Raw genomic sequence first — 15,080 nt, 5'->3', positions numbered from 1 at the left:
CCGATCACTGATGCCCAAAAGCTGTTGCCAAATCCTGGGGAGGATCTCCACAGTGCGGGTTCTGCTGCTCGTCTCGGCTTTCAACGGCCTCAGCCAACGCGTCTGGTGTGCGCTGCGGGAAGCAGGCCATGACGTCGGCGTGCTGCTCGCCACCGGTCCGCAGGCGATGATCGACGGTGTCCGCAAAGCGGGGCCGGATCTGATCCTCTGCCCGTTCCTCAAGGAGCGGGTACCGCCCCGGGTCTGGCAGCACCACCGCACCGTGATCCTGCACCCCGGCCCGGTCGGTGACCGCGGCCCGTCCTCGCTGGACTGGGCGATCACGGACGGCGCCCGCCGGTGGGGCGTGACCGCGCTGCAGGCGGTGGAGGAGATGGACGCCGGCCCGATCTGGGCCACCCGCACGTTCGCCCTGCCCGCCGCGCCGGCCCGCAAGTCGTCGCTCTACACCGGGCCGGTCGCCGACGCCGCCCTGGAGTGCGTCGCGGAGGTGCTGGTCAAGGCGGCCGATCCGAGCTTCCGGCCGGTGCCGACCGACGGCGCGCCGACCGAGGTGCCCGGCACCCGGTCGCGCCCGCTGATGCGCCAGCAGGATCGCGCGTTCGGCTGGGACGAGCCGACCGAGCACATCGTGCGGCGGATCCGCGCGGCCGACGGCGCACCCGGCCTGCGCACGGAGGTGGCCGGGCTGGACGTCTTCGCGAGCGACGCGCACCCGGACGCGGTCCGCGGCGGCCGGCCGGGCGCGATCCTGCGCCGGCGGCAGGGCGCGGTGCTGGTCGGCACCGGCGACGGCAGCGTCTGGCTGGGCCATCTGCGAGCCGCCGACAACGGGATCAAGCTGCCCGCCACCCGGCTGCTCGGCAAGCTGCTGCGCGACGTGCCGGACGCCCCGCTGCCACCCGGCGTGGAACCCGAGTCCCCGGCCGCCTACCGGCAGATCCGCTATCGGCGGGCCGGCCGGGTCGGCTGGCTGTCGTTCGACTTCTACAACGGCGCGATGGCCACCGGGCACTGCCGCCGGCTGCTCGCCGGGCTGCGGCACGCGGCCGAGCAGAACACCGAGGTGCTGGTGCTGCGCGGCGGCACCGACGCGTTCAGCAACGGCATCCACCTCAACGTGGTGGACGCGGCCAACGACCCGGCGGCCGCCGCGTGGGCCAACATCAAGGCGATCAACGCGGTGTGCCGCGAGATCATCACCTGCACCCGGCAGCTGGTGGTGGCCGGCTACGCGGGCAACGCCGGCGCCGGCGGGGTGATGCTCGGGCTCGGTGCGGACGTCGTCGCGGCCCGTTCCGGGATCGTGCTCAACCCCCACTACGACATCGGCCTCTACGGCTCGGAGCTGCACACCTTCACGCTGCCGCGACGGGTCGGCGCGGAGACCGCACAGCGGCTGATCGACGACAAGCTGCCGGTCAGCGCCGAGCAGGCGGCGTCGTTCGGGCTCATCGACGAGGTCGGCCCGCGACACCCGGAGGCGTACGCCGACTGGCTCGGCGTCCTGGCCGAGGAGCTCGCCGACCGCCGCGCGGCCCGGTCCCGCCGCGCCGCGAAGGCCCGCCGGCTGGCCGCCGAGCGGGTGCCACTGGACGTCTACGAGTCGCGTGAGCTGGCCGAGATGAGCCGGGACATGTGGGCCGACCGGTCCGGTTTCGCCGCCGCCCGCCGCGCGTTCGTGACGAAGCAGCGCCCGCCGTCCACTCCGGAACGCCTGCTGCTGACCGAGCCGAACGCCGCCCCGCGCACGCCGATCGCCCGCCCCCGGCACACCTCCAACGCCGGCGACCACCGTCCGGCGATCCGGCCCGCCGTGCCGGTCAACGCCTGACCGATGAGCAGCACCCCGACAAAAGATCCGGCCACGATCCGAGCCCTCACCGGCAAGACGGTCGCGCTGCCCAACCGCTACGGATACAGCGCGTACAGCGTGCTGGCCGGTCCGGCGACCCCGCCGGACCAGGCCGGCGACCGGGTCGAGATGCGCCGGCTGGCCCGGCGCCGCCCGATCACCACGCTGCTGATCACGCTGTTCGCGTTCGCCTTCGAGAGCACCTTCTTCGGCTGGCTGCTGCTCTCGATCGAGGTGCCCGATCGCGGTCCGCAGCCGGTGCTCTACGCGGCCACCATCGTGATGATCGCCGGGACCGCGCTGATCGAGTTGTTCCGGCTGGTCAACGTGGTCACGCTGTGCCTGGCCACGCTCTGGGCGCGGGACCCGCGGCCGATGGTGCCGCAGTCCTCGCTGCGGGTGGCGTTCCTGACCACGATCGTGCCGGGCAAGGAGCCGGTGGCGATGGTCGAGCGCACCCTGCGGGCCGCGCTGGCCGTGCGGCACACCGGCCCCTATGCCGTGTGGCTGCTCGACGAGGGCGACGACGACGAGGTCAAAGCGATGTGCGCACGGCTCGGCGTGCGGCACTTCACCCGGCACGGCCGGCCGGAGCGCAACACCGCCGCCGGCGAGTTCAAGGCGAAGACCAAGCACGGCAACTACAACTCCTGGGTACGCGACCACGGCGCCGACTACGACGTGCTGGTGTCGGTCGACCCGGACCACGTCCCGCAGCCCAACTTCTGCGAACGCCTGCTCGGCTATTTCCGCGACCCGGACGTGGCCTTCGTGGTGGGCCCGCAGATCTACGGCAACTACGACAACGTGGTGACCCGCTGGGCCGAGTCGCAGCAATATCTCTTCCACTCGCTGCTGCAGCGGGCCGGCAACCGGCGCGGCATCGCGATGCTGGTCGGCACCAACAACGCGATCCGGATCAGCGCGCTGACCTCGATCGGCGGCCTGCAGGACTCGATCACCGAGGACATGGCCACCAGCCTGGTGCTGCACGCCACGAACAATCCGGCGACCGGCCGGCGCTGGCGTTCCGTCTACACCCCCGACGTGCTCGCGGTCGGCGAGGGCCCGTCCTCCTGGACGGATTACTTCAGCCAGCAGCACCGCTGGTCGCGCGGCACCGACGAGGTGGTGGTCCGCCGGTTCGGCCGGCTGATCTGGCGGCTCGGCTTCGGCCGCACCGTCCACTACGGACTGCTGATGTCCTACTACCCGCTGACCGCGCTCTCCTGGCTGCTCGGCGCGCTGAACGCGATCTGCTACCTGGTGCTCGGCGCGAAGGGCGTGCAGGTGCCGCAGGAGGTGTGGCTGATGCTCTACGTGGACGCCGCGCTCTTCCAGGTCGGGCTCTACGTGTTCAACCGGCGGCACAACGTCAGCCCGCACGAGGAGGCCGGTTCGTCCGGGCTGGCCGGGATGCTGGTGTCCACCCTGTGCGCGCCGATCTACGTGTCCTCGTATCTGGGCGCGGTCTTCCGCCGCAAGGCCGGTTTCGTGGTGACGCCCAAGGGTGACGCCTCCAGCCCGGACCGCCTGCTCACCTTCCGGCACGGCCTGTTCTGGGCCGTGTTCTATGCCGCCCTGCTCGTGGTCGCACCGCTGACCGGGCACGTGGACGGCGCCATGTGGCTGTGGCCCAGCCTCAGCCTGCTGATCTGTCTCGCCCCCACGCTGATGTGGCTGAGCCGAAGGACGACCGCATGAAGCCTCGCCCCCGCCCCACCCTCGCCCGCCGGCTGGCGAGCGGCCTGGTCGCGATCGCGGTGCTCGGCATCGTCGCGGTGGTGAACCGGCCGATGGTGGCCGCCGCCGGCGACGCCTATCACGAGTTCACCATCAACCGTCCGTCCTACAAGGAGCGTTACGGCCACTGGTCGAAGCTGCCGGTGCCGGCCGACTTCCGGATCAACGCGATCCACGCCGCGCTGCTCAGCACCGGCAAGGTGCTGATCATCGCGGGCAGCGGCAACAACCGGGAGGCGTTCGACGCGGGCACCTTCCGGACCGTGCTCTTCGACCCGGCCGACGAGTCGTTCCGCGAGGTGCCGACGCCGACCGACGTCTTCTGTGCCGGGCACACCTTCCTGCCCGGCGGCAACCTGCTGATCGCCGGCGGCACCAAGTCCTACGAGGTGCTCGAGGAGAACATCAAGCACGCGGCCGGGGTGCTCAAGCTGAAGAACGAGTCGCCGGACGGCGGCCCGCGGGTCTTCCGCAAGGGCACCCGGGTCACCTCGCAGTCCGGCTTCGCCTATCTGACCCGGGCCGACGTGACGCTGCCGGCGGCCACCGCGATGAAGCACGGCGACCAGGTGCTGGTGCACGCCGGCGAGGTCGAGGTGTGGGTGGACGCCGAGCTCAGCGGCAACGCCCCGATCGTCAAGGATCCCGCGCAATATGTGGTGGACGGCCTGCGCGGCAAGGACCGGCGCAACATCTACGGCCTGGCCGACAAGATCACCCGCGAGAAGCAGGAGTACGGCGGCGACAAGACGTCCTACGAGTTCGACCCACGCACCGAACGCTATGTGCGCACCGGCGACATGGTGAAGCACCGCTGGTATCCGACGCTCGCCGAACTGCCGGACGGCGACGTGCTCGCGGTCTCCGGCCTGGACGAGTTCGGCCGCATGCTGCCCGGCGACAACGAGCGCTACGACCGGCGTAAGCGGCGCTGGGTGGCGGCGCCCGAGCTGGAGCGGGTCTTCCCCACCTATCCGGCGCTGCACCTGATGGACGACGGGCGGCTCTTCTATTCCGGCTCGAACTCCGGCTACGGCTCGGACACCGTCGGCCGCACGCCGGGCATCTGGGACGTGAAGTCCAACAAATTCGCCGAGGTGCCGGGGCTGCGCGACGCTCGGATGACCGAGACCAGCTCGTCCGTGCTGCTGGCGCCCGCGCAGAAGCAGCAGGTGATGATCTTCGGGGGCGGCGAGGTGGGCGAGTCGCCGGTGTCCACCGCGCGTACCGATGTCATCGATCTCACCCAGCGCAAGCCGCGCTATCAGCCGGGGCCCGACCTGCCCGCGCCGGCCCGCTATCTGAGCACCGTGCTGCTGCCGGACGACTCGGTCTTCACCACCGGTGGCTCGTCCGGCTATCGCGGCGGCCCCTACCAGGGCCGGGCGCGCAGCGATCTGTTCAACTCGCAGATCTATCGGCCCGGCAGCGACCGCTTCGAGGTGGCCGCGGACTCGACCGTGGGCCGCAACTATCACTCCGAGGCGATCCTGCTGCCCGACGGCCGCGTGATCACGCTCGGCAGCGACCCGCTCTATGACGCGACCGGCCGCAATCCCGGCACCTTCGAGCAGCGGATCGAGGTGTTCAGCCCGCCCTACCTGTTCCGCGGCAAGCGTCCGACGATCAAGGACGGACCCCTCGGGGTACGCCGCGGCGAAACCGCCCGTTTCGCGACGCCGGACGCCGCGCGGATCACCCGGGCCCGGCTGCTGCGGCCCAGCGCGGTCACCCATGTGACCGATGTGGACCAGCGTTCGGTCGCCGTGCGGGTCGACCCGGCGCCGGGCGGCGTCGCGCTCACCGTGCCGCCGGAGAAGGGCCTGGTGCCGTCCGGCTGGTACATGCTGTTCCTGGTGGACGACCGCGGCCTGCCGTCTGACGGCCGCTGGGTGCAGGTGCGCTGATGGCGAATCACTCCCGGGCGGTGAAGCGCGACCGTCGGGCCCGGCTGGCCGTGGTCGCGGCGGTGGTCGCGCTGGGCGCCGGGGCGGCCCTGGTGGTCGCCGGGCAGCGGGACGACGCCCGGCCGGCCGAAGCCACACCGAGGGCCTCGATCGCGCAGCCCCGGGCCACCGAGGCCGGGCCGGTGCCGCTGGCCGGCAGCACGCTGTACGTCGATCCGGCCGGTGCGGCGGCCGAGCAGGTGCGGGCGTGGCAGCAGGCCGGCCGGGTCGCGGACGCGGCGCTGCTGCGGCGGATCGCGGACCAGCCGGTGGCCACCTGGTTCACCGACGCCGACCCGGGTTTCGACGTGCGGGCGCGGGCGCTGGTCGCCGAGGCCGGGCGGGCCGGGCGGCTGCCGGTGCTGACGTTCTACTTCATTCCGCAGCGGGACTGTGCGGGACAGTCGGCCGGCGGCGCGGCGGACGGCAGCGCGTACCGGAATTGGATCTCGGCGCTGGTGGCCGCCCTGCGCGGGCAACGCGCGGTGGTGGTTCTCGAACCCGACGCGGTGGCTCAGGCGGTGCGCGGCTGCCTCGGGAAAGCCGCGGCGGCCGAGCGATATGCGCTGCTCGGGGACGCCGTCGACGCCCTGCGCACGATCCCCGGCGTGCTGGTCTATCTGGACGGCGGCAATCCCAGCTGGATCCGTGATCCGGCCCGGATGGCGGCGGCGTTGCGCCGGGCCGGTGTCGCGCGGTCGCACGGCTTCGCGCTCAACGTGGCGAACTTCGAGACCACCGCGGCCAACGTCGGCTATGGCGGCGCGCTGTCCCGGCGGCTCGGTGGCGCGCACTTCGTGGTGGACACCAGCCGCAACGGCAACGGGCCGGCCCGGATCGGCGCCGGCGACCAGCACTGGTGCAACCCGGCGGGCCGGAAGTTGGGCGAGGCGCCCACCACGCGGACCGGAAAACCGCTGGTGGACGCCTACCTCTGGATCAAACGGCCGGGCGAGTCGGACGGCGCCTGCGGCGACGGCGCCCCCGCGGCCGGCCAGTGGTTCCCGGAGTACGCGCTCGACCTGGCCCGCTGAGTTCCCCGGTCCGGCCCCCGCCGAGTTCGCCGGCCCGGCCCCGCTTGGTCTCGCCGGCCCGGCCCCGCTTGGTCTCGTCAGTCCGGTCCCGTTTGGTTTCGTCAGTCCGGTCCCGCTTGGTTTCGTCAGTCCGGCCGCAGCAGGTGCAGCAGGCGTTCGGCCTGCCGGTCGGCCGTGCCGGGCGGATTGCGCTGTTCCGCGGGGCCGCCGGGGCGCAACAGCCAGAGCCAGAACATCGCCCACAGCCGCCGGCTCGCCCGCAACCGCGCCGGGTCGGCGTCGAAGCGGGCGCAGAACGCCGCGGTGTCCAGGCGCCGGGCGGAGAGGTGCTCGACCAGGATCGCCAGCTCGGTCGCCGGGTCGGACAGCCGGGCGTCCTCCAGGTCGACGATGCGCACGCGCCGGCCGTCCCACAGGTAGTTGGCCAGGTTGGGATCGCGGTGGCCGAGCACGAACTCCTTCGGCGGCGCGGCGAGCAGCTCCGGGTCCGGGCCGGCCCACCACGCGACGGCCTCGTCGTGCGCCCGGCCGGCGAGCTCGGCGCCGGGCCGGGGCGCGTCCGTGAACAGCCGCGCGAAGTCCAGGTCGTCGCTCCACAGGCCGTCATAGGGCACCGCCCACAGCTCCCGCAGCGCCGCCGCCAGCGCGTCGAGCTGGGCCGGCGTCGGGTCGGCGGGCAGCGGCTCGCCCGGCAGCACGCTCATCGTCAGACCCGGCGGCTCGTCGTCCAGGTCGGCGGTCAGCGGCTGGGGCACCAGATCCGGCGCGTGCCGATGCACCTGGTGCAGCACCGACCACTCGCGACGGTGCTCACCGCGGCCCCAGGACCGGTATCGCTTGGTCAGCACCGGGCCGTCGAACGTCAACTCGTGCGTATGGACCACCCGGGAAGCCTAGCCATGGTCCCCTGTTCGAGTGGCGGGTCGATGCCGTGCACCGCGGGGACCCGCAGGGTGCGCTCGCCGCCCGGGGTGCCGCCGAGCACGACCCGGCGCAGCGAGGTGTTGTTCGCGGTGCGCGCCTCGGCCAGCCGGCCGCCGGGGTCGGCCACGATCTGCAGGAAGTAAGTGCCGTTCGGCAGGTCGGTGACGTCCAGCTGCTGGCCCGCCACCCAGGGGAAATAGGTGTCGCCGTTGCCGACGTCGAGCGAGGTGTGCACGGCCACCGCGGTCTGCGCGCCGCACTCGGCGAACACGTCGTAGTTGGTGGGCCGCCAGTGCGCGCCCGGCAGCGTGTAGTCGACCGCGTCCGTGTTGAGCAGGCAGAACCCCTGGGTGCCGGTGCGCACCACGGTCTGCTGGTCGGCGGCCAGCAGGTGGTAACGCGCGAACTCGGCGAGCTCCCAGGCCAGGTGGTAGCGGCGCGGGTCCCAGGCGATCGTCCCGGCCGGCGCGGTGCCGACCTCGTTGCCGGCGGCGTCGTAAAGATGCTGGAACGCGTCCATCACGTCCGTGCCGGGCCGCCGGTAGCCCTCCACCACCAGCGGTGACGTGCCGGCGTTCCAGATCGTCGCGGCGAAGGACATCAGCGACCGGCCGTCCTCGTCCGGCTCGAGGCCGACCAGCCAGGCCGGCAGCGCCCGCAGATCCGGCCGCGGCCCGATCGCCGTTGTCTCCCTCTGCCCGGCGTTGTTCGGTGCTGAGGCCGGCTGCGCGTAGTCGACGACGGTCACGTTGAGCGTGACGTTCGCGTCCGCAACCGGCACGTCCAGCCATTCCTTGTATGGCTCGTTCAGCCGCACGGTCACCTGGTAGCGGCCGGGTTCGAGATCGAAAGGCTGCGGCTCGTCGCCGACCCACTCCACGCCGGGGTCCGCGTTGATCGGCGAGCTCCAGCCGGCCTGCACGCCCCAGACCGCGCCGAGCGCGAACGGGTTCCCGTTGCCGCAGGTCTGCGGGTAGGGCGTCGTCGCCGGCGCGTCCGGCCGGGTGCGCACCGACGAGTACGAGTTCGGGCACCACGCGTTCGTGTACTCCCGGATCAGCTCCCCGGCGGCGGTCCGGATCGTGATCGTGCTGAAGTCGGCGAGCCCGTCGAAGGACGTGAACATGCCCTCCGGCAGGCCGTCGACCACCGGCGGCTCGGCGTACGTGCGCCGTTTCGCCCGCACCTCGAACGGCTCCCGGCCGGCGATCAGATTGACGCCCAGGTCGAAGTCCAGCCATCCCGGATAGCGCAGCACCGTCACGTCGCGGCTGGTCACCCGGTAGGTCAGGTCGGGCGGTCCGGCGGCCGGCGCGACCACCCCGAGCGCGGCGGTCAGGAGCGCGACGACGGCTGCTCTCATCCGTCGATCCCGTGCAGCGGCGGCACCCGCAGCGTGCGCGCGCCCGGCGTGCCACCGAGCACGATCTTGCGCAGCGACCCGTTGTTGTTCACCCGCGTCTCCGCCAGCCGCTGATCGGGGTTCGCCAGCACCTCGATCCAGTACGTGCCGTTCGGCAGGTCGGTCACGTCGAACGACTGGCCCGGCAGCGACTGGATGTAGGTGTCACCGCTGCCCACGTCGAGCACCTCGCGCACCGCCACCGCGGTGTTCTGCCCGCACGAGCTGGACAGGCTGGTGTTGCCCGGCCGCCAGTTGGCCCGCGGCAGCGTGTAGTCCACCGGGTCGGTGTTGGCCAGGCAGAACGCCTCCTTGCCGGAGCGCACCGCGAGCTGCTTGTCGGCGGCCAGCAGGTTGTACTGCGCGAAGTCGGTGAAGTGCCAGTGCAGGTGACCCGCGCGGGCGTCCCACTCCATCGTGCCGGCCGGCACCGCGCCGATCTCGTTGCCCTGCGCGTCGTAGAAGTATTGGTAGGCGTCCATCAGGTCGGCGCCGGTCCGCCGGAACCCGTCCACCACCAGCGGCGACGTGCCGCCGTTCCAGACCGTGGCGGAGAACGTCACATAGCTCTTGCCGTCCTCGGCCTCTTCCAGGTGGATGTCCCAGGCGGGCAGCGAGCGCAGGTCCGGCTTGGGCGTGTTGGCCGGCACCGCGGGCAGTGCGGCCGGGACCTTGGCCGGCGGCCGGAAGCGCGGGTCGTAGGCGGAGAGCTGCTTGCTCGCGTCCCCCTCGTGGGAATGCTCGTTCTCTGGTGCCTTCTTGGCCGGCGCGGCCGGTCCGACGTCCACCACCGTCACGTTCAGGTCGATGGTCGCGTCCGTCTCCGGGATCTCCAACCAGGACCGGTACGGCTCGTTCAGCCGCACGGTGACGTCGTACTCCCCTGGGAGCAGGTCGAACGCCGGCTCGCCGGACCACCAGTCCACGGGGTTCTCGGTGCTCTGGATCGGGGAGTTGTAACCCGCCTGCACGCCCCACACCGAGCCGAGCAGGAACGGGTTCCCGCCGCCGCTGTAACCCCACCAGCCGCAGTCCTGCGGGTAGGGGCTCGTGGCCGGCGCGTCCGGCCGGGTGCGCACCGAGGCCGCGTTGTTCGGGCACCACGGTGTCGAGTAGTCCTGCACGGTCGCCCCGGTGCTGTCCTTGATGGTGATCGAGGTGAAGTCCTGGAAGCCGTTGAACGACGTGAACAGTCCGGCCGGCAGCGCCGTCGCGGCGCCGCCTCGGATTCGCTGCGCCACGATCGGGTCGGCATAGCCGCCGCGTTTGGCCCGGATCTCGAAGGGCTCCCGCCCGGCGATCAGATGCACGCCGAGGTCGAACTCGAAATAGACGTAGTCCTCGTCGGCATAACGCTCGATGACCAGGTCGTGGGTGGCGGGGCGGAAGGCGAGCGCCGGAAGGTCGTCGGCCCGCGCGGCAGAGCCGGTGCCGACGGTGGCGAGCGTGGCGGCCAGCACCCAGGCGAACTTCGTCCGAATCGACATGGATCCCCCTCAATGTCGCGGTGGGTCACCATAGCAATTCCGTACGTATGAAACTGCCCCCTGTCCCAAAAGGGACAGGGGGCCGCATTCACCGCAGGTCAGCCGTCCAGACCGTGGACCGCCGGCACCTTCAGCGTGCGCGCGCCGGGCGAACCGCCCAGCACGATCTTGCGCAGCGACGAGTTGTTCTCGGTGTTCAGCTCGGCGAGCTTCTTCTCCGGGTTGGCCAGCACCTGGATGAAGTAGGTGCCGTTCGGCAGGTCGGTCACCTCGAAGGACTGACCCGGCAGCGACTGGCTGTACGTGTCACCGCTGCCCACATCGAGCACCTCGCGCACCGCCACCGCGGTGTTCTGCCCGCAGGAGCTGGACAGGTCGGTGTTGGTCGGCCGCCACTTGGCGTTCGGGATGGTGTAGTCGACCGCGTCGGTGTTCACCAGGCAGAACGCCTCCTTGCCGGAGCGCACCTGCTGGGACTTGTCGGCGTTCAGCAGGTTGTACTGCGCGAAGTCGGTGAAGTGCCAGTGCATGTGACCGTCGCGCGGGTCCCACTCCATCGTCCCGGCCTCGACCGAGCCGACCTCGTTGCCGTTCTTGTCGTAGAAGTACTGGTACGCGTCCATCAGGTCGGTGCCGGTGCGGCGGAAGCCGTCGACCACCAGCGGAGACGTGCCGGCGTTCCAGACCGTGGCGCCGAAGCTGACGTATGCCTTGCCGTCCTCGGACTCGTCCAGCTGGATGCCCCACGAGGGCAGCGAGCGCAGGTCCGGCTTGGGGCCGTTCTTCGGCTTGGCGGCCAGCGGCGCGGGCACCTTCGCCGGCGGGCGGAACTCGGGGTCGTATGCCGAGAGCTGCTTGGACATGTCGCCCTCGTCGGCGTGCTCCGCGTGGTCGTCGGTGAGCGGCGCGTTCGGCTTCAGCTCGTCGCCGACCGCGGCGAGCCGGTTGATCGCCTTGGCCTCGGCCAGGCCCTGCGGGTCACGCCCGGGGCCGACGTCGACGACCTTGAGGTTCAGGTCGACGGTCGCCTCCGCGTCCGGCACCTGCAGCCAGTTCTTGTACTTGTCGGCCAGCTGGACGGTCACGTCGTAGGTGCCCGCGGCGATGTCGAACTCGGGCTCCGGGTTCTCCGGGTCCCAGTTGTAGCGCGGGGTGCTCTCGATCGGCGCGTTGTAGCCGGCCTGCACGCCCCAGACCGAGCCGAGCAGGAACGGGTTCCCGCCGGCGCAGAAGGTCGGGTACGGCGTGGTGGCCGGCGCGTCCGGCCGGGTCCGCTGCGACTCGTACGTGTTCGGGCACCAGTCGGTGGTGTACTCCTTGACCACCGCGCCCGTGGTGTCCTTGATCGTGATCGTGGTGAAGTCCTCGAACCCGTCGAACGAGGTCCAGAGCCCGGCCGGCAGGTCCACGGCGGTCTTCTTGCCGTTCGCGCCGGCGACCATCTGCTGCGCGACCACGGGCGTGGAGTAGTTCTTCCGCTTCGCCCAGATCTCGAACGGCTGCTTCCCGGCGATCAGGTTCACGCCCAGGTCGAAGTTCAGGTACGAGTACTCGTCCTCGACGTAACGCTCGACGGTCACGTCGTGCGTGGCGGCCTTGAAGGCGAGGGCGGGCGGTTCCTCGGCGGCGTTCGCCATCCCGTAACCGGCGCCGGCCAGCGCGAGCGCGGTGGTTACCGCGCCGGCGACCAGCACCCGAGTGCGGTTCTTCCGAGTGGACATGGGTCCCCTTCGATCTGTCGGTGGGGGCACATGTAAACCCATTGCTTGTGAGGTGGCTGTGAGGAGATATGAGACTTGCCTCAAAGCACGCAGCCGGTGAGCTGTGCCGATACGATCGCGTGAGTCGGGACAGCGCTGTCCGCCGCACGAAGTCATGAAGGAGCGCTGAGGTGACCGACCTCCAGGGCCACATCGACCCCGACGGCCCCGACGCGGCGCTGCGGGCCGACATCCGCCGCATCGGCAAATTGCTCGGCCAGACGCTGGCCCGGCAGGAGGGCCCGCCGCTGCTCGACCTGGTCGAGGAGATCCGCGCGCTGGTCCGGCAGGACGCCCAGGCGGCCGCCGACCGGCTGGCCGCGATGGACGTCACCACCGGCACCAAGCTGGCCCGCGCCTTCTCGACATACTTCCACCTGGCGAACATCACCGAGCAGGTGCACCGAGCCCGTGACCTGCGGCGACGCCGCGCGCGGGACGGCGGCTGGCTCGATCAGGCGGCCAAGCGGATCGCCGAGCAGGGCGTGCCGGCCGACGAGATCGCCGCCGCCGCGCGCCGGCTCGCGGTACGCCCGGTGTTCACCGCGCATCCGACCGAGGCGGCCCGCCGCTCGATCCTCTCCAAGCTGCGCCAGCTCGCCGACACGCTCGACGCCGAGGCGGCCGACGCGGTGCTCTACGGCGCCACCGACACCACCGCCTCGACCCGGCGCTTCGCCGAGCTGATCGACCTGCTCTGGCAGACCGATGAGCTGCGGCTGGACCGGCCGGACCCGACCGACGAGGCGCGCAACGCGGTCTACTACCTCAAGGACCTGCACGCGGACGCCGCACCGCAGGTGCTCGACGACCTGGCCGAGACGCTGCGCCAGCTCGGCGTGGAGACCGCGCCGACGTCCCGCCCGCTGACTTTCGGCTCGTGGATCGGCGGCGACCGCGACGGCAACCCGTTCGTCACCCCGGCGGTCACCCGCGACGTGCTGCTCATCCAGCACGAGCACGGCATCCAGGCGACCGAAAAGGCGATGGACGCGCTGATCGACGAGCTGAGCGTCTCCCGGCGGCTGCGCGGGGTGTCCCTCGACCTGTCCGCGAGCCTGGCGAAGGACCTCGACCTGCTGCCCGAGGTGGCGCCGCGGTTCCGCCGCACCAACGCCGAGGAGCCCTACCGCCTCAAGGTGCGGGCGATCAAGGCCAAGCTGGCGAACACCCGCGCCCGGCTGCGGCAGGGCATCCAGCACGTGCCCGGCCGGGACTACCTGGGCACCGACGAGCTGATCGCCGACCTCGAGCTGATGCGCGCCTCGCTGGCCCGCAACTCCGGGCAGCTGACCGCGGTCGGCTCGGTCGCCTCGGCGATCCGCACGGTCTCCGCCTTCGGGCTGCAGCTCGCCACCCTCGACGTCCGCGAGCACGCGGAGAAGCACCACGAGGTGCTCGCGCAGATGTACGCACAGGTCGGCGAGGTGGACGACTACAGCACGCTGGACCGGCCGGAGCGCACCAAGCTGCTGGCCGCCGAGCTGACCGGGCGGCGGCCGCTGTCCGCGCTGGACACCCCGCTGAACGAGTCGGCGCGCAAGACCTTCGACGTCTTCCACACCATCCGGGACTCGCAGGACCGGTTCGGTCCGGAGGTGGTCGAGTCCTACATCATCTCGATGACGCTGGGCGTGGACGACGTGCTCGCGGCCGCCGTGCTGGCCCGGGAGGCCGGGCTGATCGACGTGCACACCGGGCGCGCGCGGATCGGCATCGTGCCGCTGCTGGAGACGCCGGCCGAGCTGGACGCCGGCGGCGAACTGCTGGACGAGATGCTGTCGCTGCCGGCCTACCGCGAGATCGTCAAGGCGCGCGGCGACCTCCAGGAGGTGATGCTGGGCTACTCCGACTCGAACAAGGAGGCCGGCATCACCACCAGCCAGTGGTCGATCCACAAGGCGCAGCGCGCGCTGCGTGACGTGGCCGCCCGGCACGGGGTGCGGCTGCGGCTCTTCCACGGCCGCGGCGGCACGGTCGGGCGCGGCGGCGGGCCCACCCACGAGGCGATCCTGGCGCAGCCCTACGGCACGCTGGACGGCGCGATCAAGGTGACCGAGCAGGGTGAGGTCATCTCCGACAAATACACGATCCCGGCGCTGGCCCGGGAAAACCTGGAGCTCACCGTGGCCGCGGTGCTGCAGGCGACGCTGCTGCACACCACGCCCGCGGTCGACATGGAGCGGCTCGCGCACTGGGACGGCGCGATGGACACCGCGTCGGCGTCGGCGTTCGCGGCCTACCGGCGGCTGGTGGAGGACCCGGACCTGCCCGCGTACTTCTGGGCGGCGACACCAACCGAGCTGCTCGGCGCGCTGAACATCGGCTCGCGGCCGGCGAAGCGGCCGAACACCGACGCCGGCCTGGGTGGCCTGCGCGCGATCCCGTGGGTCTTCGGCTGGACCCAGACGCGGCAGATCGTGCCCGGCTGGTTCGGCGTCGGCACCGGGCTCAAGGCGGCCCGCGAGGCCGGGCTGGCCGACACGCTGATGGAGATGAAGGAGAACTGGCAGTTCTTCCGCACCTTCGTCTCCAACGTCGAGATGATGCTGGCCAAGACCGACCTGAGCATCGCGCGACGTTATGTCGAGACGCTGGTCCCGGCCGAGTTGCAGCCGATCTTCGAGCGGATCCAGGAGGAGTACGACCTGACCGTCCGCGAGGTGCTCGCGATCACCGGCGGCGAGGGTCTGCTCTCCGCGCAGACCGAGCTGAGCCGCACGCTCGGCGTCCGGGACACCTATCTCGAACCGCTGCACCACCTGCAGGTGGCGCTGCTGCGGCAATACCGCGAGCTCGGTGAAAATCAGCGCCAGCTGGCCACCGCGCCGGGTGGCCGGCGCGCGCCGGGTGAGTCGACCGCGCTGGAGCGGGCCCTGCTCACCACGGTGAACGGCATCGCGGCCGGCATGCGCAACACCGGCTGACC

9 protein-coding genes are annotated in these 15,080 nt (G+C 71.6%); 5 read left to right on the top strand and 4 right to left on the bottom strand.

Going from position 1 to position 15,080, the window contains the following annotated elements; all coding sequences use genetic code 11:
* Window positions 1-52: 52 nt before the first annotated feature.
* The 4 genes from ACZ6TI_RS10715 to ACZ6TI_RS10700 are packed head-to-tail and all read left to right on the top strand — an operon-like array spanning window position 53 to window position 6,578.
* Window positions 53-1,834 carry an enoyl-CoA hydratase-related protein gene (locus ACZ6TI_RS10715; RefSeq protein ID WP_465344758.1) on the top strand — a complete coding sequence of 594 codons (1,782 nt, stop codon included), beginning with the start codon at window positions 53-55 and terminating at the stop codon, window positions 1,832-1,834.
* Window positions 1,835-1,837: 3 nt separating this feature from the next.
* Entirely contained in the window at window positions 1,838-3,559 is a 1,722-nt protein-coding gene (locus ACZ6TI_RS10710) for a glycosyltransferase family 2 protein (protein ID WP_465344757.1), read from the top strand.
* A complete protein-coding gene (gene glxA / locus ACZ6TI_RS10705) occupies window positions 3,556-5,505 on the top strand; it encodes a radical copper oxidase GlxA (protein WP_465344756.1) in 1,950 nt (649 codons plus the stop codon). The genes ACZ6TI_RS10710 and glxA overlap by 4 nt, the downstream gene beginning before the upstream one ends.
* Window positions 5,505-6,578 (top strand): glycoside hydrolase family 6 protein, encoded by a 1,074-nt coding sequence (locus tag ACZ6TI_RS10700; protein WP_465344755.1) that lies wholly within the window; start codon window positions 5,505-5,507, stop codon window positions 6,576-6,578. The genes glxA and ACZ6TI_RS10700 overlap by 1 nt, the downstream gene beginning before the upstream one ends.
* Before the next feature lie 125 nt (window positions 6,579-6,703).
* Here the strand turns inward: ACZ6TI_RS10700 and ACZ6TI_RS10695 are convergent, their stop codons facing one another.
* From ACZ6TI_RS10695 to ACZ6TI_RS10680, 4 genes are all read right to left on the bottom strand, one after another.
* A complete protein-coding gene (locus tag ACZ6TI_RS10695) occupies window positions 6,704-7,462 on the bottom strand; it encodes a phosphotransferase (protein WP_465344754.1) in 759 nt (252 codons plus the stop codon).
* Entirely contained in the window at window positions 7,441-8,865 is a 1,425-nt protein-coding gene (locus ACZ6TI_RS10690) for a lysyl oxidase family protein (protein WP_465344753.1), read from the bottom strand. Before ACZ6TI_RS10690 ends, ACZ6TI_RS10695 begins: the two co-directional genes overlap by 22 nt.
* Complete coding sequence (locus tag ACZ6TI_RS10685; RefSeq protein ID WP_465344752.1) at window positions 8,862-10,391, bottom strand: lysyl oxidase family protein; 1,530 nt, start codon at window positions 10,389-10,391, stop codon at window positions 8,862-8,864. The genes ACZ6TI_RS10690 and ACZ6TI_RS10685 overlap by 4 nt, the downstream gene beginning before the upstream one ends.
* A gap of 98 nt (window positions 10,392-10,489) precedes the next feature.
* The gene (locus tag ACZ6TI_RS10680) at window positions 10,490-12,112 is read right to left on the bottom strand and encodes a lysyl oxidase family protein (protein WP_465344751.1); all 1,623 of its coding nucleotides are present in this window, start codon (window positions 12,110-12,112) and stop codon (window positions 10,490-10,492) included.
* A 170-nt stretch (window positions 12,113-12,282) separates the two neighbouring features.
* Here ACZ6TI_RS10680 and ppc point away from each other — a divergent pair, with 170 nt between their 5' ends.
* Entirely contained in the window at window positions 12,283-15,078 is a 2,796-nt protein-coding gene (gene ppc / locus ACZ6TI_RS10675) for a phosphoenolpyruvate carboxylase (RefSeq protein ID WP_465344750.1), read from the top strand.
* Window positions 15,079-15,080 lie beyond the last annotated feature (2 nt).

It is taken from the genome of Actinoplanes sp. NPDC051388, from assembly GCF_055586225.1.
This window is presented reverse-complemented; position numbering and strand designations above follow the sequence as displayed.